Source organism: Parabacteroides gordonii MS-1 = DSM 23371 (assembly GCF_000969825.1).
Lineage (GTDB): Bacteria > Bacteroidota > Bacteroidia > Bacteroidales > Tannerellaceae > Parabacteroides > Parabacteroides gordonii.
Genome location: NZ_KQ033919.1, coordinates 3,379,455 through 3,402,301, shown reverse-complemented (window position 1 = coordinate 3,402,301; position 22,847 = coordinate 3,379,455). Strand labels below are relative to the sequence as shown.

Genomic DNA, 22,847 nt, shown 5'->3' with positions numbered 1-22,847 from the left:
AGAGACAAAAAAGGTATGCCACACCCGTGACATACCTTTTTCTTTTCAATCAAATCCCTTTATTTTATTTCTGTACCATAATAAGGTCTGAAATCGTCATTAGACTTATAGATATAATAAGTCGTCGGATTTGTATAAGGATTATTGTAATGGAAGATAGCCGGATTGGCATTCAGTTCCGCCTGGTTCCATCCCGGAGTCCATCCCACAAATACGCCGTCCATATCCAGACAATGCTGGTAACGTTCGCAGTTCGTACCGAAGTATGCACGATGAATACCCACTTCCAGACGTTTGGCATCGAAATAGTTGACACCCTCACCCCAGAATTCCACGCCTTTCTGGAAGATATATTCATCCAGGAATGCATCGGCAGTAGTTGCTGTACAGGTATATGAAGGATTACGCGTTTTTACTATTGTTTCCAGAGCTGCCGCTGCTGCAGGAACACCGGAAGTATGAAGTGCCGCTTCCGCTTTCAGGAAATACATTTCTTCGATACGCATGATGGGATAATCGATAGCACCACCAATCGAATGTGTACGGTAATCGCCATTATGCGGACGGAACTTAATGTTTACATATACCCACGGCCACGACTGGAAGCCATAAGACGAGTTGATACGTGAACGGATCCATGACGGACTGCTGTTCAACTGATACTGATACTTGTCAGGGCCATATCCGGAATAGCTGTCTGTCCAATCGCTCTGAACCGAACTCGTACTCTCATCATTTACTGCCCATTTATTATTGATAAACTTACCGTCGGCATTTCTTTCCACCAGATAAGGTTCACCCTCTTTCTGATTGGTCGATTCATAGAGGAAGTTAGGAGCCAACCACGATTTCTTACGGAAATCGTTATCGGACAGACGTTCGTACCACTTACGATCGAGCGAACGCCCTACACGCCAACCGTAAGAACTGAAATTGGTTTCAGTCCCGAAGATCATAGCGAAAGAGAACGACTGGTCGTTTCCTGTTGCCGCAGTCGTGTTGCCTTCTGAAATAGAAGTCGCCCACATCCACGAATTCTGAGAGTTACGGTTATTGAAGCCGTTCGTAGGATCCGTCCATTGCGCCTCCGTCAACGGTGTACAACCGGCAACAGAAATAGCCTTATCCGCATATTCACCGGATTTCTGCCAGTAAGAAGCTTCATCTTTGTAAGAAGCGGAAGTATTTACACGCGAAGCCAGGTTAGCATAAGCACGGGCATACAAGCCATACACAACAGCCAGGTTCGGTTGGGTTTTATCCGTACGTGCATAACCGTCCAGATAAGTTTCCGCCTGTTGCAAGTCACTAAGGATCAAATCATAGGCAGCATCCACCGTTGCACGCGGATTATTCGATGCCTCTTCGCCGGTCGTTTTCTCCGTTACAATGGGTACCCCCAGATTGGTCAGGTCGTTTTCAGGACTCACATAGCTGAAACGGCTATCGGTAGGTTTCTTATATTCCATGATCTGAACCAGATCCAGATAATAAAGTGCCCGGTAAGCGTAACTGATCCCCAGATACCCCCTTTTGGAATCATCCAGATCATCCACATCGATCAGACCGATAATATCATTCACATTCTTAAGATAAGCATAGTAGAGATAAGAAGGATAAAGTCCGCGATTAGATCCCGTGGCACTTATCGCTCCATAACAGTAAGCCCCCATCGTATTATAACCGTTCGCGCCGGAGCAAACCAGCTGGGTCGTACTATGTTCGAGCATGGCACGCATGCTGGCATAAGAAATCATTTCAATCCCCCCGTCATCATTTATATATCCGCCCATCGAGGTATAAATGGAATTGACCATCCCCTGCAAGGCTGTTTCCGAGGCTTGTATCTGACTGTCCAACACATATTCTGTTGGTATTTTTTCTTCGATGCAACTGCTCAATCCCAGAAGAGCGACAGCAGCAAGAAATATCTTATATTTTTTCATGATGTTTTCCTTTTAATGATTAGAATGTCAATGAAATACCTCCCGAGATTGTACGTATCGGAGAATAAAGTTCCGAGTTGCTATATCCTTTCAGTGTATAACGTGGGTCAAATCCCTGCCGTGCAGAGAGGTACAACAGATTTTCGCCAGAGAAGTAAACACGTATATTCTGTATGTTATACTTTTGTGTCAGGCTCGAAGGCAATGTGTATCCGAAGTTGATATTCTGAAGATTCACATAGCTTGCATTCGTAATGAAACGGTCTGAACGTGAAGCCTGCGAATAAGTTTCAGAGAACATCAGGCGCGGAACACTGGTATTCGTATTTTCAGGAGTCCATGCGTTGAAAATATCCTTATGCCAGTTGGTAGAAGATGTTCCTCCGGTATGCATCAGCAGCTGATAGACATAGTCGTATGCTTTACCACCGATCTGGTAGTTCAGGTTGATTGAGAAATCGAAGTTACGGTATCTGAGCGTCGTACCCAAACCACCGGAGAACTTAGGCAGCGCGTCACCAATCAGATAATCGGTTGCCTGATTCACATCCTTGGTTGTTTCCTGTCCTGTCACATTGCCTGCATCGTCCAGAATATCTTTATAGAACAACGATTCTCCTGTGTCCGGATCAAGACCGGCAAACTTCGGCAAGTACCAGGTATAAAGAGAAAGACCTTCTGCCACGAAATATTTGTATTTGGACACAAACGATTTATCCAGATTGACATATCCGTCATGGCCTTCCACCTTCGTTGTCTTAATCTTATCAGGCAAAGTCAACACCTTATTCTTCACATGCGTGATATTGAAGTTTATATCCCACTGGAAATCTTTGTTACGTATCGGCGTAGCCTGTAAAACCAGTTCAAGACCCGAGTTACGCATATCTCCCAGGTTGATATAATAACTGGTGTAACCGATTGAAGGAGGCGTGTTAAGGGAGAACAGCATATCACTCGTTTTGCGGTAGAAATAATCTACGCTACCACCCAGGCGTCCCTGGAACAGATCGAATTCCAAACCCACATTCCAGTTCGTATTGGTTTCCCAGGTAATATCACTGGCACCTTTCTGCCGCCACTGATAAGCCGCTTCATTATCATTGTTGACAATAGTATAAGAGTCGGCATACAAAACATCACCGATATACGAACCGATATTATCGTTACCCTGCGAACCAACAGAAGCTTTCAGTTTCATGCTATTCGCCCAGGGGATATTATAGAACTGCTCTTTTGAGATAAGCCATGCACCGCCTACCGACCAGAAGTTACCCCAACGGTTATCTTTCGAGAAGTTGGAAGAAGCGTCACGACGGTAAGATACCGAACCGAAATACTTCGCATCATAATTATACATCGCACGGAAGAAATAACCTTCGTTGTTGTAAGACCGGGAGTAAGAAGTCGGATTATTGTCCAGGTTCAGAACAGTAGCCAACTCACGCGTACCGTCTATTCCGAAGTTATAACCGGAAGCTTTCAGGTACTCATATTTGTAATCATAATATTCATGTCCAAGCAGTGCACTTACGTCATGTTTACCAAACTGCTTATTGTAATTCAACAGCTGCTGGGTATTATATGTAAATGTACGCAGAGATCTTTTTTCGAGCGAACCGTTGTCGGACGAGTCTGTATAGTAATCAACAAAAGGACTTTTTGCATACGTATAACGCCGGTCGTAATCATAAGCATTGGCATTGAAAGTGAATGTAAGGTCTTTCGTCAGGTTAATATCGGCATAACCACTGGCAATAAATGAGTTACCGGTTGTTTCATCCGTTCTGTATTTATTCGTAAAGATACCGTTACCACCTACACCTCCTCCGCGGTTCAAATCATAATTTTTAGCGAAGTCATACATTTTCTCTCCCCACTGGTCGACCATGATATTTTTATTGGCATCACGGAAATAAACCGGATAGATAGGAGCCTGTGTCTTGATCGTACTCCAGATAGTTCCGGTACCGATAGTTCCTTCATAAGTCTGGCTGTAATCGTACTTGGAATAGTTGAAGTTTGCACCGACTTTCAACCATGTCTTTGCCTGGTAATCGAGCTTTGCACGGGCAGTCAGACGCTTCACGGCCGATCCTTCCTGAATACCATCCTGATCCAGGTAACCCACTGAGGTATAGTAGTTGATACGGTCGGATGCTCCGGATATAGACACATTGTATTCCTGACGGAAACCGTTCTGCAATCCTTCTTCTTCCCAATCGTCGGCCTGCAGCCAGAATTGTCTGTCATTATATTTATAGAGGGTTCCCATAGTTGCATTCGGATTCATCACACCTCCCTGCTGGATAAAATCCTGTCCGTCGGGAACTGAATAAACCATATAACCAGGACCTACACCACTCGACGAACTAGTCAGATGACGATTAGCCTGTGCATGCGCATCGGTAGACGACAAACCTCCTCCGCTTTCCGTTGTATAATAGTTATACAGCATCTTATAATAAGTTTCATAGAACTCCTGTGCGTTGGTCGACTTATAGTTCTGCAAACCGTTACTGTTGACACCCCATTTAGCATCGACGCTTACTTTTGCATCTCCGCTCTTACCTTTCTTCGTCGTGATCATAATCACCCCGTTAGCACCGCGGGCACCATACAAGGCATTGGATGCAGCATCTTTCAATACGGTCATCGACTCGATATCATTGGAGTTGATCAGGTTCAAGTCCCCATCGAAAGGCATCCCGTCGACAACGATCAGAGGTTCAGTATCTGAAGAAATAGAACCGAAACCACGGATGGTAATGGAAGGCGAACTACCCGGCTGTGAGGAAGTGTTGCTCAACTGCACACCGGCAACACGTCCGGCCAACGCACTGGCGGGGTTAACAACCTGTGCTTTAAGAAGATCATCCGCTTTTAAGATACCGGCTGAACCGGTAAACGCTTCTTTAGTTGTCTTACCGAAAGCCACTACTACCACTTCGTCGAGTGCCTGGCTGTCTTCCTGCAATACGATCTGGAGATTATTCCGGTTTCCCGGTTTGATTGTCTGGGTAACAAAACCCACATAAGAGATTTGTAGTGATGCGTTAGACGGGACAGACAGTTCAAACCGACCGTCGACATCCGTCATAATACCGTTAGTAGTCCCCGTTTCAACAACGCTGGCACCAATTACCGGATCACCATTCTCATCTTTTACAATACCTGTTACCCTACGGGCATTCTGAGTTGTGGATGCGGACTCTTGTACCGCTACTGCAGAATGTTCAATGCTTGCACTCAACTCTGTCGTTGCCTGCTTTGCAGAGATATTACTCTCAGCCATCGAAGGCAAACTAAGACAAAATAAAGCCATAGGCACAAAAATGACTTTCTTTGTGTAATTCATAACATAATTAATTAGTGATTAGAACTCATAAAAATCAAAAACGAAAGAAAATGGCGCATGTGCATAGTCTTGGCGCACATAGCCGATGGACATAATTTCCTCCTTTTAGTGTTTGTCGTCATAATTCAAAATTAACGGTTTTTACTTAATACAACTACAGCAGCCATTTTTCATGGCCTGTCAGAAAAGGCAATCTATCAAATCAGACTACCGACATCTTCGTCTCCTTTAAATATCTTCTACTCAATTCATTAGTGAGAATATTATTTTGCAACAGTTCACATAGAACTATAGCGAAATAATACGCTACAAATATAGTAATTTTCATAAAAACAGCATACATTACGGTGAAAAATAAATAAAAAAAACATATTGTAGCTAATTTATGTATTAAATCAACGCCTTTCAGCCATTAATAACCGGAGTTCTATGTGAACTAAGTCTATCCCCATATCCCCCTAGATATTTACCATGAATATATAGGCTTTTTTCATCGAAGTACTTACTTTTTTTCTCCGAGATGCCCATTTTTACCAGTTTTACACCCCCATTCCGACGATGCTCACACCCGGGTGTCGAGGCCGTCTAGACCCGGGTCTCAAGATATATTTCATACTATATCTTTGATAATAAGCAATATACTTTATGACAAAAGATAGGTATGTATTTGATTTCAGGACAAGACAGTTGACAGTTGGTGATAGATGAGTGATAGTTAAGTGATAGTTGAAAACAGCAACTATCACTACCACAAGCGTTGATTATAGGGACATTAAACAGGGGCGTGATAGTAGTGATAGTTATTTTTCAAATACTTAGTACAGCAGGATATGAATAAGTTTACGCATTCCTCTTTGCAATCATATGGATACGCCATGCCATATCCCTATCCGAGTCGGAGCTTAAGATTTTATAAAACAGTTTCATAGCTTCGGCTTCCTTATAGTTCAGCATACCGCTGTTTATCCAGTCACCCAGACAAATAAGGAGTGTCGGGAAATCCATTTCCAAAGAGAAATATTCGTCGTTCTGTGTATAAAACGCAGGTAAACAATAATGTTCAGCTGTCATTGCGACTGTCGGAATAGAAGAAAAATCAGCATCGCCACTCAGATAATTCAGGAAAGCATTATTAGTTTCCCGATCCATTGCGATGTAAATCCCGTGGGAATATTTCCGGAACCAATATGTCAGATGAAGCGGCCATTCGGTGAAATCACCATCAACCTTTTTCACATAGACACCCAGCACTCCGTCCCGATCGAAGTCGAGACGCATACCCTGGATATTTTCCGACAGTTTCTTATTCAGATATTCGAGTACGCCTTCAACAAACTCGACCTTCTCGTAGGTCTTACCCTCCCATTCGACAGTACCGGCTGTCCCTTGCGAGACTTTAAGTATCTGATCCGTAAAGTCGAATACAGCAGACCTTGTCAAAGAAGATGTCACTTCGTACACCAGCGTTGCACGCAGTTCTTTACTATCACAAACTCCTGAAAAAGAGAGATCATAACACTCATAATAACTGGTTGTTCCTTTCAACTCGATATATCCTTGTCCAGGTTCGACAGCAACCTCAAACTCTACCGGTTCGTCGGTGGGATAAACACCGGACAACCTGACTTGCATAAACTTCCCATCCGTACTGACCGACACGAGTTCTACCTGAGCACCCAGCATCTTATTCTGATTAAGCGTCAACGACAATTTATCTTCAGAATAACTTCCACAAAAATTCTGAGGATCGACAAACTCGTCTTCATCGTCTTTATCACTGCAAGACGAAAGAAGATTCAAAAACACTGTTCCCAGCAACAAAAGAAATAGCGGAAACAAAGCGATATTAATACTAGTCTTTTTCATACCCTGATCAGATTAAACGATAGACTACAAATATATCGAAATAAACAGGAAAAAGACAAAGGGAAGCCGTTTATTTCAGAAGTCCAACATTAATTGTTCAGGGAGTAAAGTAAATGTTTTACGGTGATAGGGAGTGATGCCGACAGCGCGGATAGCTTCACGGTGGGCTTTAGTAGGATAGCCCTTGTTTTCAGTCCAATGGTAATCGGGGTATTCTTTAGCCAATTCGTCCATATAGTCGTCACGATAAGTTTTGGCCAGAATAGAGGCGGCTGCGATACTCAGATATTTACCATCACCTTTCACTACAGTTGTGTGGGCAATGTCGGGATATGGAGTAAAACGGTTTCCGTCGATCAGCAGATGTTCGGGCTTTACTGCCAGTTGATCGATAGCCCGGTGCATGGCCAGGAAAGAAGCTTTCAATATATTTATCTTGTCTATTTCTTCGGGGGTGACGATACCGACTGCCCAGGCAATGGCTTCACGCTCGATGACCGGACGTAAAGCATAGCGCTTCTTCTCGCTCAGTTGCTTACTGTCGTTCAGATCATCATTCTTAAAATCGGGTGGAAGGATCACTGCCGCAGCAAAAACAGATCCGGCCAGACATCCGCGTCCCGCCTCATCACATCCGGCTTCTATCCGGTTGGGTTCTAAATAAGGTAACAGCATACAAGTTAGATTAATTTGTTACTTTCTTGTTTCTCAGCATCCAGGGCCGTAACACAAAATAGGCGAACAAGGTAGCCAGCACTACTCCGGTCGAGTTGGCCAGAAAGTCGAACCAGTCACCACCCCGGTAAGTGGTGCAATATTCCTGAAGTAATTCGATCGCTCCTCCCATCAAGATCGGACAAAGTACAGCTCCTATCCAGGCATGCCACATCACCTCGTCATACTTCCGGTGGTTGCGAAGGAACTCGATCCATAGCATTCCCGATACCCCGCCGTACATGCAAAGGTGCACCAGCTTGTCCATATTCGGGATCTTCGTTATCTCCATCGTCGGCGGTTTGAAAAACGACAGGTAAATGACTATTGCGATGACAGTTAAAGATATCGGATATTTCTTCAGGTAATATAACATAAACTACTTATTAAAACATTTTTCTTACACGCTCTATCCCGGCGGCAAAAGTATCAATTTCTTCTTTCGTGTTATAGAATGAGAAGGAAGCGCGAACCGTCCCTTCAATGCCTAACGCCTGCATCAGCGGCTGTGCACAATGATGTCCGGTGCGGACAGCTATCCCCAGACGATCCAGTAACATTCCCATATCATAATGATGGATATTTCCGACCAGGAAGGATAGAACCGCCCCTTTGTGAGCCGCCTGCCCGAAAATACGCATTCCTTCGATCGCATTCAGCTTCTCCGTTGCATAGCGCAATAATTCATCCTCGTAAGCGGCTATATTCTCCATCCCCAGATGATTGACGTACCGCAACGCTTCTGCCAGCGCTGTACTGCCGATATAATCGGGCGTACCTGCTTCAAACTTGAAAGGCAGTTCATTGAAGGTCGTCTTTTCAAAAGAAACGGTCGAAATCATTTCACCGCCTCCCTGGTAAGGGGGAAGCTTATCCAGCCATTCTTCCTTTCCATACAAAACACCGATACCGGTCGGCCCGTACACCTTATGTCCGGAGAATACATAAAACTCGGCATCCAGATCCTGTACATCCACAGCGAGGTGGGGAACAGCCTGCGCTCCGTCGATCAGCACCGGCACATCGTGCTTATGCGCTTCTTCGATCATCGCCTTTACCGGGTTAATAGTTCCGAGCACATTGGATACGTGGGTTACGGAAACCAGGCGGGTACGGTCGGAAAATAACTCGCGGAACTTATCCATCTCGAGCTCTCCCTTTTCATTCATCGGGATCACTTTCAAGGCAATCCCTTTCTTTGCCGCCTGTATCTGCCAGGGAACGATATTGGAATGATGCTCCATGACCGAGAGGATCACTTCATCGCCTGCCGACATACATTCGTCGGTAAAGCTGGAAGCTATCAGGTTGATCGCTTCGGTCGTGCCGCGTGTAAAAATAATCTCGTTAGAGGAGCGGGCATTCAGAAACGACTGTACAGTTTTGCGTGCCTCTTCGTGTGCTTCCGTAGCGGCCTGGCTCAGGAAATGAACACCACGATGGATATTGGCATTTACATTATAATAACCGCTTTCAATCTTTTCCACCACCTGGCGTGGCTTCTGCGTTGTAGCACCATTATCGAAATAGATGAGCGGCTTACCGTATATCTTATGTTCCAGAATAGGAAAATCTTTCCGGATAGATTGTATATCTAACATAGCTCGTGTATCTTTAGTCTTATAACAAACGCCAAAGATACGATGTTTATTTTAACAACGGCGAGATATTCATTTATACAGATATAAGAATATAAAAAAAGCCTTTCGTTCTCACGAAAGGCTTTTCCATTCCCTCAATACTAGTTACTCTACATCTTCTGCTATCGGAGTTTCTTTGAACGCCAACAACGGGAAGAAAATAAACGGTAATAAAAGCAGACCTACAGCAAATTCGTTGCTACCCTTTCCGTACTTAGCCGCGATATCACGGTACAACAGGAAACACAAATAAATGTTGTAAATCGGAATCAGGAAAAACCAGAACTTAACAGGTTCCCACTTAGCGATACGCAACATTACAATGATGTTGTAGAACGGAATGATACAAGCCCACCCTTTCTGGCCGAAAGTTTCAAAAACCTTCCACATACTAACGATCATCAGTATGGATAAAGCCAGTTGAATAATTGATCCAATCATTACAGTTAGATTTTAGATATTTAAATATTATTTACAAGACAAAGGTAAACTTTTTATACCGATATCTTGTTACAATTTTAAAGAAAAAACGACTAACAATTTCACGCAGAGACCAATTATCATAATTATCAACAGAAAATACTCCGAAATTATTTCTTCTGATAAAAACGTACCCAGTCAATTTCCATTTCCACGGGCAGATCAGCAGGTTCTACGGCTCCTACCCAACTACCTCCCAACTGCATATCCAACAGAAGATAGAACTGCCCTTCGCTGAAGGGGTATTGTCCTTCCTTGTCTGTTTCAATACGCGGATAGGTAAACGTATGGTTGTCGTTTATGAAGAAAACAAGGCTGTCGGGATACATTTCAACGGTATAGGTGTTGAAATCATCACGGTTTATCAGGCCTGTACCTCCTTGCTTCGGGTTGTCTTTGATGCCCAGGTTGAAGGTATAGTTTGAATGGACGGTCTGATAGGCGATACTATCGTTATTCAGGCGTTCCATAATATCGATCTCCCCTCCGTTCGGCCATTTACCATCCTGAGGCAGCAGCCAGAAAGCAGGCCATGCACCGGTTGCCCCGTTCAGTTTGGCATGGATTTCCAGACGGCCGTTATTAAAGCCGACTTTATCTTTTGTATAGACTCCCCCGGTAATGAAAGGAGCCGTATCAGTCCGCAGGCTGTAATTGACCAGTCCGCGCAGGATCAGTTTTCCGTCCCGCATGGCATAACAGGAATCGAAGTCGGACATGTAGTTATTCCAATCGGAACCTCCGCGGGGTATCTTACTCCAGGAAGCCGGATCGAAACTATCCGCCTGATCAAAATTATCTTCCCAAACCAGTGTCCATTCTTTGGGTTGCTGTGCACAGGAGAATACACACATTACACTGAAGCATACTAAAAACCAAGATAAACCTTTCTTCATAATCCATTAAATTTATTGTTCGGGATAAAGGTATTCATTTTACCGGTTTTCGCCAAACTCTGTTTGCTGGCGTTCCACCTCTTTTAGCTTCAGCGCATTCAACTCTTTCTTTAAACGCTCCACTTCACGTTCTGCTGATAATTTGACCGTTGCAGCCTGGCCGCTTCCGACAGAAGAAGCAGGGATCAGAGCGGCCTCCGAAGGATTATAAATCAACGGAAAAGCTGTTGCCTGGCTATCAAACTCCAGTTCTGCACTTAACGGCATCTGCGAGCCTTCAAACAGGACACTGGCGGTTACTTTGATCTTACCCGGTTTCAAGGTAGACTGTACCAGGACAGGGGCGGTTCCCCACTTCACCGGAGCCGGATTTGCCATTACATCCGAACCACCTAACAGACGACCTTCGCCTTCTACGTTGAATTTGATGAAATAGTTATTCAGACGTTTGATGTTGCCCTGCTTGTCGGCTACGGCGGCAACTACGGTAACGAAATCGGAACCGTTGGCTTCGAGGTTCGTCCCTTCGTTATCCACCCATAACAAAAGTTTTTCGGGACGGCGAGCCGGGGTGACCTTATGCGTGGCTACCACCTTCCCGTCTATCAGACCTTCGGCCAGCAAGTAAACATCATCCTGCTTTCTATCTCTTGAAAGTGCTTTATCCACCATAAAATCATACATACCCGGGAAAGTGATTACCGGTGAAGGCATTCCTTTCCGGTTCTTATCCTTTTTATAAGTGGCAGTCTTTCCGTCTTTATTGAAGGTCAGGCGCACTTCATCGCAATTGGAATAAACCACTACATCCTTGCCGGAGAAAGGAGTCATTTCATTGGCGATAAATACCATCGGCCCTGTCTCGGCTATCCCATCACTTTTAACCGGCGGACGCTGTGCCATGAACATATAATAAGAGAACTTAGGCTGACGGAACACATCCATGATTCCTCCATAGAATGGGTCGGGATGGTAACCGCGCTGATGATCGAACGAATGCCACAGGCAGCCGCCTACATGCTGGCGGGAAGTCTGGAACAAAGCGTCATAACTGGTATACGGATAAGAAGGGGAAGCGTAATGCTGCGCCTGTATCAACATGGCTTGTTCACCCCAGTTACGGGCTACGCGGCTGGGTGAGTTATGCGAATTCCAGTCGTCTACGTTATCTCCCCATTCGCGGGTGAAGTATGTCTTGGTATCGTCCGCATGCTTCAGCGCCCATTCCGGGTCTGCATTCTGCGGATGGGCGAAAAGAACCGGGAAGACTTCGTGTCCACGGGCTTCGCTGTCGCTGCCGCAATAGCAGGAAGGGTACGGATATTCGGCATGTACGATATCGTTGGTGTTCTTGGCGAAGTCGGCCGGATACCAGGTCTCGTTCAGGATCGGCTCCCAAAGCCATACCGAAGGATGGTTACGGTCGCGACGTACCAGGTGACGGATATCGCTGTATACCCGCTGGGCGAATTCGGGAGCGTCGTTCCAGAACTGCCAGCCCGGTGTATTGACGATCACGAACAAACCCAATTCGTCGCAGGCATCCATAAAAGCCGGATCTTGCGGACAGTGGGCGTTGCGGATCACTTCCATTCCGACGTCCTTCAACTTTTTGGCATCGCGCCAGTGGATGCTGTTCGCTACGGCATTACCCACCACGGCAAAGTCCTGATGGCGGTTAGCGCCGATCAACGGCTTGTCATAAGGTTTACCGTTCAGCCAGAAACCTTCTTTTCCTTTGAACTCGATGCTCCGGATACCGATACGGCGGCGGTAACCGTCGATCACATTGCCCTGTTCGTCACGGATGCGGACAAGCAGATTATATAATGTAGGTGAAGACGGGCTCCACAGCAAGGGATCTTTCACCAGCAGTTTATCCGAACTGCTTACAGACTTGCCCGGTTTTACCCGTATCTTGGTGTTCAGAAAAGCCACTTGTTTCCCATCTGGTTGCTGCAACTCATATTCCACTATTCCGGTAAACGATTTCTTTGTTTCATTACGCACCTGTATCTTCAGGAGCACGTCTGCCGATGCATCCGATACGTTATCGTAGGCAACAAAGAGTCCGCCACCGGCCACTTCATCCGCATAATTCGGATCGGTGATAAAGATATTGTTATGGGCGATCAGCCAGCAGTCCCGGTAGATACCTCCGAAATAGGTATAATCGAGTACGTCCTGCGCTTTGCCCGGGGGATAGGAAGGATCGTCGCTGTTATCGGCCCATACTGCGATCACATTGTCGCCATTCCAGTCCAACACATCCGTTACATCCACTACGACAGGCAGGTAGCCTCCGAAATGTTCCGTCAACTGCTTGCCGTTGACAAACACTTTGCTCTTTCCCATGATCGCTTCGAAATGCAGGAAGAGTTTCTTTCCTTTCAAGGCTGCATCGGGAGTGAAATGCTTGCGGTACCACGCTTCCCCCTGGTAGTTGATACAACCACTGGCTTCGGTGGGCAAGTATTCGATGCCGTTCGGCAAGGAAACGACCGTCCAGTCTTTGTCGTTAAAGTCTTTTGCATCGGCTCCCGGTGCAGCTCCTTTATAGAGACGCCAGGCCGGGTTCATGGAAAACACTTCACGCCCGGAATGATCCATTCGGAAGAAACCGGCTGTTGAAAACTCCGGTTGATGCGCCGCCCACAAAGGGAAGCAGAGCAGACAGATAAAAAGAGTTACTATTATTTTCTTCATGGTTTATTAATTTATGATGTTGTTTATTCAATTATTACGACAACCGTAACTGTATTGTTACGATGGCCGTAACTTACCGTTTACGATGACCGTAACAACTCGTTTACGATCGCCGTAACCGTGTTGTTATGACGATCGTAAATCCTTTCTTATTCTTTTATCCATTGAAGCACCTTCTTCATCATCGGGATCTCGTACAGATAGAGCCAGTCGCTGTTGTCTGTTTTTGAGGCCAGATGATTATGATGGTTCATATCGGCGATAAATCCTTCCGGTTGCTGCATGAAACGGGTTTCCGAATAAACAGACTCCAGGTTCTTGCGCATCACCTTAAAATAATCGCATACTTCCCGGATCTTCACCTGTGCCGCTTTACGACCGGCTTCATCCTTTGCCGTATCGTATTCGTTCAATGCCAGAATAAGACGTACCGGATAGTTCTGCAGGTTGTTCGTCTGTTCGTAGACCTTCAGCGTATAACGGTTGCGCAAGGCATTCCGTTCAGCCGCCAACACGCCTTCACGGATCGTCTGATAACGTTTCGCCTCTTCTTTCGCCTTGTCGATCTTCTCCTTATAGGTTTCGCTCCAGGCACCCGGATGTTCTTTATCCGGCAGACCGATCAAGGTAAAAGCGGTCGTTCCCCAGGCGGGGTTGCGGCGTCCTGACGATACCAGCGCATCATCGAAGAAAAAGATTGCCTTTTCCAATTCATCCAGGAAAACCATCCGGTTCTCTTCGGGGCGGAATCCGTACTCACGTTGGGCATGTACCTTCTTAAAGGCCGCCACATCACGTGCCGTCGGGTTCCAGCCGAACTCCCCTTGTGCGATATATCCGCGCCAGACTGTTTCCGGATGGGGTGAACCGTCGTCCCAAGCTGTTGCCAGAATCCCTTCCAGATGATTTTCGGCCACCAACCGGCTGAAGCCCCTCACATATTCCGACCGGGTATCCTTGCGGGGAAGGAAAGGGGAATCGCCGGCCGATGCAGCAGTCGCCCCCATCACTTTCAGCCCTTTGTCGCTATACCATTTCAAGAGCCGCTGATGGGCAGGAGACGTGGCATCCTCATATTTCCAACGCATATACACACATTCTTTCGGAAAAAGGTCGATAGCTTTATCCAGCTTATCGGTATTCCAAACCTTTGCCACTTCGTCTTCCGGCTTGTCGCTCAATGCGAGTTTCCAGATACCGGCATATTTAAGCGGCATATCATCCCAGAATATAGGGGTACGGCCATGATCGACTGCAAAACGGCAGACTTTCTTCAACCAGATCATCTGAAGTTCAAAAGCAGACTTGCCGGTTGCCTTACAACGGTCGTCGATACCGATCGCGGTAATCTCGTCTCCCCCTACATGCAGATATTTGCCATAAGGCATGGCTTCCAGGGCATCCAGGTATAAGTCGAACTGTACCTCATAGGTGCGGGGATCGGAAGGGCAGAACTCCCAGTCGCTGGCAGGGTTCTCCCTCAACTCCCAATGGTGCTTGAGGATAAATCCGGCATGTCCCAGACCTTGCACCAGTGGGCTGATCTCCACATTCCGCTCTTTCGCATACCGGCATAATGCCTGCATTTCCTGTTTGCTGATCGCATTCGGAGCCCCGGCTTCGGGACGGCGGGTGAAACGCAGTTTGTCTTCCAGTTCCCAGATGATGGCATTTATTTTATAACGGGCCAGTTTATCCACCATCCGGTAATAGTAATCCATCCGGTCGAGATGATGCTTGGTATCCAGATGGACGGCACGGTAGGCGATCGCCGGATAATCCGTTATTTTCATCGGCGGTATCTCCTTCTTAAAGTCGCGGCTGTCTTCGAGTAATTGTTCCAGCGTCTGGCAACCATAGAAAAGGCCTGCCTCATCACGGGAAGTGATGGTAACTCCTTTGCCTGTTATTTCAAGTACGTACCCTTCCGGAGAGTCCGGCACACCGGTTTGCGACAACCGGAAATGAATACCTTTACCAGCCCGTTCACTCTGAGGTAATCCGTTTGTGATGGCTCCCAGCACAGGGATCGGAGCTTCTCCGTCGGCTACTACATACGACAGTTCCCCGTAATCCCACCCTTTGCCAGCCTGAATCTCGATCGACTGGGGCTGGGGTAAGAGTTGAAACGTCTTATCCAGGTTACGAGCCAGCAAGCTGCCCGTAACCAATAACATCGATAGGAATAAGGCAGTTTTCATTGTCTTCCGAAATTAAATAATGGGGATTCCGTACGCGCTCCATCCAACAATGCTTCCAGTTCCTCCACTTTCTCCGGGTTTTGCTGAGCCAGATTATGGTCTTCATGGATATCGTTACTCAGGTCGTATAGTTCCAGAATCGTCTCGCCTACGATCGGCTGACGGATCAATTTCCAATTACCGCTGCGTAAAGCTTCACGGCCATTCAGTTCATGAAATTCCCAATACAAGTAATCGTGTTGCTTCTGCCCTTCTTTAGAATACAAAGTGGGTAAGAAAGAGATTCCATCCCCTTGCTCCGGTAAAGTAACACCGGTCAATTCAGCCAACGTAGGCATCACATCCCAGAAAGCACTGATATGATCCGTCTTAACACCGGCCTTGATCTTATCCGGGCACCAGGCAACCATCGGAACACGGATACCGCCTTCGTAAACATCCCGCTTGACACCTTTCAGCGGCCCGTAGCTCTTGAAATAATCGGGGTTAGCTCCACCTTCCCGGTGAGGGCCGTTGTCGCTGGTAAAAATAACGATCGTATTCTTATCCAATCCCAGTTCTTTCAATTCTGCCATTACATCGCCGACATATTTATCCAGTCTCGATACCATAGCAGCAAAAGAGGCATAAGGCTTTTCAGACGGATGATACCCCATCTTGCCGTCGTAAGGAACTTCTTCAAAAGCATTTTCATACTGCTGATAGATAGAGTCGTGCGGCAGATTTAACTCGGCATGGGGCAACGTATAAGTCAGCATGGCATAGAAAGGTTTATCTTTATTGTCGCGGATAAACTTCAGGGCCTGTTCATGGATCAGATCCTGCGAATAGACCTTACGCCCTTCCTTATCGTTTTCATGCAAAAAGACTGTATCGTTATTATGCCACAAATGATCGGGATAATAACTATGTGCCTGACGCTGGCAATTATATCCGAAAAACTCATCGAAGCCCATCGTAGAAGGAACAGAGGAAGAACCCGGATACCCCAATCCCCATTTACCGAAAATACCGGTGGTATATCCGGCCGATTTCATCAGTTTACCCAGGGTATAGGTATCGACACTCATCGGTTGCTGTCCTTCCGGATCGATCTCTTTGTTTCCGCGTATCTGGGAATGTCCGGTATGCAGTCCGGTCATCAACGAACAGCGTGACGGGGCACTGACCGTACATCCCGCATAATGCTGGGTGAACAACATACCTTCCTGCGCCATCTTATCGATATTAGGCGTATGGATTTTCGTCTGTCCGTAACAGCCGATATCGCCATATCCCAGGTCGTCGGCTAGAATGTAGATCACATTCATCGGAACTTCTTTCTTCGGAGCTTCACTTTTGCAGGCGGACATTCCGGCTAACAGAGTTCCGCCCAAGCATAATACAAGTTGTGTTTTCATATCTATTTTATATCTAATGTTATTTTCTTTTCTTTCAATTTATCCGACCAGACGGTTATCACAGCCGTACCCGGTGTATCGGTTGCCTGAAGCAGCAAGACGCATTTTCCTCTGAAAGTACGGCAACGGGGCTGCTTATAAGGAAACATATCCACCGGATCGCCATTATCCACACCTAACAGACGGACAGAACCTTCCAACTCAAAAGAGAGTTCTTCGGATGCATACGGACATAAAACGCCATCCTTGTCGACAACACCTAATTCCAGCCGGGCAACATCGCCGGTGCCAGCCCTTAACACGGATTTATTTGCCGAAAAAGCGACAGTATAAGGAGAAGAAGCCGTCTGCTGTAAATCCGTTACGACAATTTCATGGCCCATCTTTGCTCTTGCTTCTATCTTCCCGGCTTTATACGGGACTTTCCACACTAACTGTTCCCCCTCATAAGGTTGCGTTCCCAAAGATACACCATTTAATAATAATTCGACAGAATCGCAGTTAGTATATACAACAACCGGCACTATTTGCCCTTCCTTTCTGGTATGAGTCCAATGGGGCAGCAAATGCACCATCGGCTTGTCGCTCCATAAACTCTGATACAGGAAGTAAGCATCTTTCGGCATGGCCGCTACATCTATGATCCCAAAGTTGCCGCACCGTTGCGGCCATGCCGCCTCTCCCAGATAATCGAAACTGCCCCAGCGGAATTCTCCCATCAGCCAGGGGAATGAACAAGTTCTTTGCCAGGACTTCCGGATACTGATACGAACCGAAGCATTATCATACGAAGACTGGTAATAAGGATTCGCTGCTTCCTCCGGGAAAAATTCCTCGTCGGTCAGATCTGGGATCGGATAAACCCGTTTCTCAAACTGATCCCATTTCACCGGATCACCCTGTTCCCAGGGAGCGGGAAAGTCCCTCCTTCGCCATTGTGTCTTTGTCCGGTAAACGCCACGGGTCTGATAGGTATGAGGTACCTCTGTCGCCACGGCACATACGGACGGAAAGTTTTTCCGGAACTTTTCAAATTCCCCCACTTCTTCCCCGTTCCCGTTAAACCCTACAATATCGAGACTACCGAAATTCTTCTTGTAATCAACAGACATGCCACGGGTAGGATCGGCACCGCCCTGCGTTACCGGACGTGTATCTAATGAATGGAAGAGATTGACCAGGTTACATTGAATTTCTGCAGAAGACTTATATACTTCATTTCCTATGCTCCACATAATGACTGAGGGATGATTCCGATCGCGTTTGATAAAAGCGGTCATATCCTTTTCCCACCATTCCTCAAAGTAATTGCCGTAATCGTCGGCTGCTTTCGGCGTGTTCCATCCGTCCAGTCCTTCATTCAGCACCATCAACCCCATCGTATCGCACATGGTATAAAATTCCGGAGAGAAAGGGTTATGAGCCGTACGGATTGCATTACAACCCATCTCTTTTAAAAGTTTCAGACGGTAATACAAAACATCTTCAGGTACAGCCGCTCCCACAGCACCAGCGGTATGATGATCGCAAACGCCTTTCAGCTTGACTACCTTTCCATTCAGCTTAAAGCCAAACTCCGGACTGAACGCCAACGAACGGAAACCAACCGGTTGCCGAACCTCATCCACCACCGTTTCTCCTTTCTTCAACTGGCAAACCAATGTATAAACGAACGGATTATCCGGCGACCAACGTTCGGGATAGACCACTTCCATCTCTACTTTATCTCCGGAAACAACATTTCCAGTCCCGGAACTCCGGGCTACGGTTTGTCCGCTCTTATCCAGTAAACAGGATACTACCTGCACCATTTCTTCTGCCGGATTTACAATCGATACGTCGACCGAACAAACAGCCTTATCCGGCAAAAAGGTATCTACATTAAAATAAACACCGGAATAACCGATATGCACCGGAGAAGATACATGCAGATATACATGCCTGTAAATACCAGAACCGGTGTACCAGCGTCCGGTAAGAGGTTTGGACTGGTCGACTTTAACGGCAATACAATTATCGCCGGTTTTCAGATAAGGAGTCAAGTCATATTCAAAACCGATATACCCGTTAGGACGTTTCCCCAGCGAATGCCCGTTTATCCAAACCTCGCTGTTCAAATAAATACCGTCGAACTGAATACGGACTTTCTTGCCGTTCCAATCCGGATCATAAGAAAATGTTTTCCGATACCATCCTATTCCTGCCGGAAGAAAACCGCTTTGCCAGTCTGTACCGTTGGCCGTTTGTTCATAAGCACCTTCTATGCTCCAGTCGTGAGGTAAATCGAGCGCACGCCAGTCAGAATCATTATAACCGGGCTGTATGGCTTCCTGCCCTTTGTCACCCAGATAAAATTTCCATCTGCTGTCAAAACGCAACACCTCCGCTGCTTCTGCATTAGAGATATAACAAAACAGAAAAAGCAGTAGCCATTTATAGTTTAACTTTCGTGTATATTTCATTGATCTACCTTTTAAAAACGGAATTTAGGATTCTCCGGAGTCTCATGCGAAATATCCATATAATGTTGTAGTTTCTCTACAATATCCGGATGTTCGGATGCCACGTCATGCAGTTCCTGCAAATCACTGTCCAGATCATATAGCTCCATGACCGTATTCCCTTTTCTGATATCGGAAATGATCCCTTTCCAGTTACCCCAGCGGACAGCCTTCAAGCCTATTTGAGCATCGGGATATTCCCAATACAGGTATTCATGTTCTTTCTGTTTTGCCTTTTCTCCTTTCAAGGTAGGAAGGAAGCTGATTCCGTCTGTCGGCGGACAAGCTATACCTGCGATATCTGCCAGTGTGGGCATCACATCCTGAAAAGAGCAAATATGATCTGTCCCACTGCCGGCCTTAATTTGTTCCGGCCAGGAAACGATTGCGGGAACCCGTATTCCTCCTTCATGCACAAAGCATTTGCCCCAGCCATATTCCGATTTAAAGGGGCCTCCGCTGTTGAACCAAGGAGAATCGCTTCCTCCGTTGAATGTAGGGCCATTGTCGGAAGTAAAAATAATAACTGTATTATCATATAAACCAGCCTGTTTCAGCTGATCGACAAGCTTTCCGACCTGTTCGTCGAAATAGCTGATCATAGCGGCATAAGTCGCATGCGGATAACGGCAAGGCATATAGCCTTTTGTACCAGTATATGGTTCTTCATCCCCGAACTTATCGACATAATATTTCACCCAACGTTCCGGAGCCTGTAAAGAGACATGCGGAAGAGGAGTCGTCCACATCAGGAAAAACGGATGCTCCCTGTTTTGATCGACAAATTGCTGTAACTCGCTAAAGATCGTATCGTTCGCATATACCTGTTGGGTATATTTGGCATAACTGGCTTCATCCCGAGGATCGGCCCCTTCATCCAGTTTTACCAGGTGAGGATCCAACACCTTATTATTCAGGCAGACCCGTTTCTCATTCTTCCATAAGAAAGGCGGATAATAAGTATGTGCCTGCCGCTGGCAGTTATAACCGAAAAACTCGTCGAAGCCTTGTTTGTTTGGAACGCCATCCGAACCCGGATTTCCCAGTCCCCATTTACCGAAACATCCGGTCTTATAACCGGCCTGCTGCATCATACGTCCGATCGTCATCGTCCCGGCCTTTACAGGGAACTGTCCTTCCAGTTCCGGATGAACGAACATCGAGTCGTGGCTATTGACTGCCCCCCTTTCCGGCATCTCGTCATTCGCCCTGATCTGCGTATGTCCGGAATGAAGTCCGGTTAGCAAGACACATCTTGCCGGGGCTGACACCGGAGATCCGGTATAGTGTTGGGAAAATTGCATACCGGCATCCCTCAGCCGGTCGATATTCGGTGTTTCAATCTTTTGTTGTCCGTAACATTGCAAATCTCCATAGCCCATGTCGTCCATTAATATATAGATCACATTGGGTTGGCTATTCTCTTTTTTCGTACAAGAGAAACCGACAAGGATACAGGCGGATGTTATTATGATATTAAATTTTCTCATACTATTATTTATAGAATAAGTATAATAAAAAAGCCGGCTATAATGCGTAATACACTAATCACAGCCGGCTTGATAAAAAAGACTACCTATTAAAAACTAGTCATTACCACCCTTCATTCGGTGTACATAATTCGTTTGTTTCCAGTTCTTTTGCCGGTATCGGGAAATAATAGAACTTATTGGTATTTCCTGATTTACCACCAGCAAAGTTTTGATAACGAACATCATCACAAGATTTTAATGTCTGTTCAAATATTCCCCAACGACGCAGGTCGTAGAAACGTTCGCCTTCTACAAAGAGCTCTACCGCACGCTGCTGTACCAAATCTTCAAATACGTCTTCTTTGGTTCTGGCTCCACTGTAATCATTCAGGTTTGCACGCTGGCGGATTTGGTTGATATAGCCAATCGCCACGTCCAGTTTTCCCAGATTCATATTTGCCTCAGCCAATAACAAAAGCACGTCTGCATAACGGATTGCACGTTCGTTGATAAATGATTTCGGGGGAGCAATCTCTTCCGTCAGTGTTTTCCAGTTCTGATACTTCAATATCCAGTAGGTATTCCATTTATCCTGTGCAAACACTTCACGGAAAGGTCTCTGATAATACATACAACCTTCATAATCCCAGGCAACGGAACAGCGGGCACGATAATCGTAATTGCCATCCTTATCCTTTTCTTTCAGAAGTATGTCCATCATCTGCTGAGTCGGGTTTGCTTCATACCAACCACCCACTTCTGCTGCCGCATATTCTTTCGGTCGGGTATTAGACTGGGTAGAGTTGATATTTTCACCATTACCCCACAAATCCGTACCACCTACGTCCTCGATCAGCAGTTCAAAAATACTTTCCGAGTTGTTCTCGTGTTCGTCATCAAAATTCCAGTAGAAGTCATCGACCAACCTGTATGTATACGGGCTTTTGGTAAGCGGTTCCATTACATCGATTGCTTTCTGCCATTCTTCTTCATAGATATACAATTTACCTAAAGCGGCATTAGCAGCTCCTTTGGTCGGTTTTCCCACTTTATTTGTAACGGGTAGAAGTTCTGCCGCCTTCTTCAGATCGATTTCGGCCTGGGCCCAGACCTCTGATTGGGAAGACTTTGCCAACGGGAAAGTGGAAGGCGATTGTGAAGCCGTTAGCCTTAAAGGAACATTCTGGAACTCTTTTGCCAACTGGAACAGATAAAAACCACGGATAAACAAACATTCACCGGTTACGGCATTCTGAAATTCCTGCGTAAACTGGTCACCCTTTTCTTCCAGTTTCTGCATAATCGAATTGGTACGATAGAGTGCATTATAGAACTGATAGAACATACCCTGGGTCAAGGAGTTTGTATTACTGTTTGTAAAACGGTTTACTGTGTATACGTCCGATATATCATTACGGAAATCCACCTCATCGGCACGTGCAATACGGAGCATCACACCACGGGTTCCATAATATCCGCCGTTCAGGGCATTTTTCAATGGAGTATAACAAGAGGTCAACGCCAGATTAAAGTCGGCTTCATCTTTCCAGAAAGTATCTTCGGTTGCTTTATTGGGATTCGTCTGATCCAATTGACTATCGCACGAGGAAAAGAGGAACATTCCCGAAAATAACACAGCAAGTGTTGTCTTTATATATGTCTTCATA

General features: G+C 46.0%; 14 protein-coding genes. All 14 read right to left on the bottom strand.

All coding sequences use genetic code 11. The features are described 5' to 3' along the window. Positions 1-59: 59 nt before the first annotated feature. Positions 60-1,946 carry a RagB/SusD family nutrient uptake outer membrane protein gene (locus HMPREF1536_RS12770; RefSeq protein WP_028729812.1) on the bottom strand — a complete coding sequence of 629 codons (1,887 nt, stop codon included), beginning with the start codon at positions 1,944-1,946 and terminating at the stop codon, positions 60-62. A gap of 19 nt (positions 1,947-1,965) precedes the next feature. After that, positions 1,966-5,304, bottom strand: coding sequence for a SusC/RagA family TonB-linked outer membrane protein (locus HMPREF1536_RS12765; protein ID WP_052349921.1), 3,339 nt, complete (start codon positions 5,302-5,304; stop codon positions 1,966-1,968). 840 nt (positions 5,305-6,144) lie between these two features. Continuing rightward, the gene (locus tag HMPREF1536_RS12760; protein ID WP_046151789.1) at positions 6,145-7,170 is read right to left on the bottom strand and encodes a hypothetical protein; all 1,026 of its coding nucleotides are present in this window, start codon (positions 7,168-7,170) and stop codon (positions 6,145-6,147) included. A 75-nt stretch (positions 7,171-7,245) separates the two neighbouring features. Then, positions 7,246-7,845 carry a ribonuclease HII gene (locus HMPREF1536_RS12755; RefSeq protein ID WP_028729815.1) on the bottom strand — a complete coding sequence of 200 codons (600 nt, stop codon included), beginning with the start codon at positions 7,843-7,845 and terminating at the stop codon, positions 7,246-7,248. Positions 7,846-7,855: 10 nt separating this feature from the next. Next, entirely contained in the window at positions 7,856-8,260 is a 405-nt protein-coding gene (locus HMPREF1536_RS12750) for a VanZ family protein (RefSeq protein ID WP_028729816.1), read from the bottom strand. Between the two features lie 10 nt (positions 8,261-8,270). Further along, the gene (locus tag HMPREF1536_RS12745) at positions 8,271-9,485 is read right to left on the bottom strand and encodes an aminotransferase class V-fold PLP-dependent enzyme (RefSeq protein WP_028729817.1); all 1,215 of its coding nucleotides are present in this window, start codon (positions 9,483-9,485) and stop codon (positions 8,271-8,273) included. Positions 9,486-9,629: 144 nt separating this feature from the next. Then, a complete protein-coding gene (locus tag HMPREF1536_RS12740) occupies positions 9,630-9,965 on the bottom strand; it encodes a DUF5684 domain-containing protein (protein ID WP_028729818.1) in 336 nt (111 codons plus the stop codon). A 149-nt stretch (positions 9,966-10,114) separates the two neighbouring features. Then, positions 10,115-10,900 (bottom strand): glycoside hydrolase family 16 protein, encoded by a 786-nt coding sequence (locus HMPREF1536_RS12735; protein ID WP_028729819.1) that lies wholly within the window; start codon positions 10,898-10,900, stop codon positions 10,115-10,117. A gap of 39 nt (positions 10,901-10,939) precedes the next feature. Next, positions 10,940-13,606 (bottom strand): glycoside hydrolase family 2 protein, encoded by a 2,667-nt coding sequence (locus HMPREF1536_RS12730; protein ID WP_028729820.1) that lies wholly within the window; start codon positions 13,604-13,606, stop codon positions 10,940-10,942. Positions 13,607-13,755: 149 nt separating this feature from the next. Beyond that, the gene (locus HMPREF1536_RS12725; protein WP_028729821.1) at positions 13,756-15,807 is read right to left on the bottom strand and encodes a family 20 glycosylhydrolase; all 2,052 of its coding nucleotides are present in this window, start codon (positions 15,805-15,807) and stop codon (positions 13,756-13,758) included. Then, on the bottom strand, positions 15,804-17,207 hold the full coding sequence (locus HMPREF1536_RS12720; RefSeq protein WP_028729822.1) for an arylsulfatase: 1,404 nt from the start codon (positions 17,205-17,207) through the stop codon (positions 15,804-15,806). The genes HMPREF1536_RS12725 and HMPREF1536_RS12720 overlap by 4 nt, the downstream gene beginning before the upstream one ends. Before the next feature lie 2 nt (positions 17,208-17,209). Then, entirely contained in the window at positions 17,210-19,669 is a 2,460-nt protein-coding gene (locus tag HMPREF1536_RS12715) for a glycoside hydrolase family 2 TIM barrel-domain containing protein (protein WP_044193371.1), read from the bottom strand. A gap of 11 nt (positions 19,670-19,680) precedes the next feature. Next, positions 19,681-21,198, bottom strand: a complete 1,518-nt coding sequence (locus HMPREF1536_RS12710; protein WP_028729824.1) for an arylsulfatase — start codon at positions 21,196-21,198, stop codon at positions 19,681-19,683. Positions 21,199-21,301: 103 nt separating this feature from the next. After that, on the bottom strand, positions 21,302-22,846 hold the full coding sequence (locus HMPREF1536_RS12705) for a RagB/SusD family nutrient uptake outer membrane protein (protein ID WP_028729825.1): 1,545 nt from the start codon (positions 22,844-22,846) through the stop codon (positions 21,302-21,304). Position 22,847 lies beyond the last annotated feature (1 nt).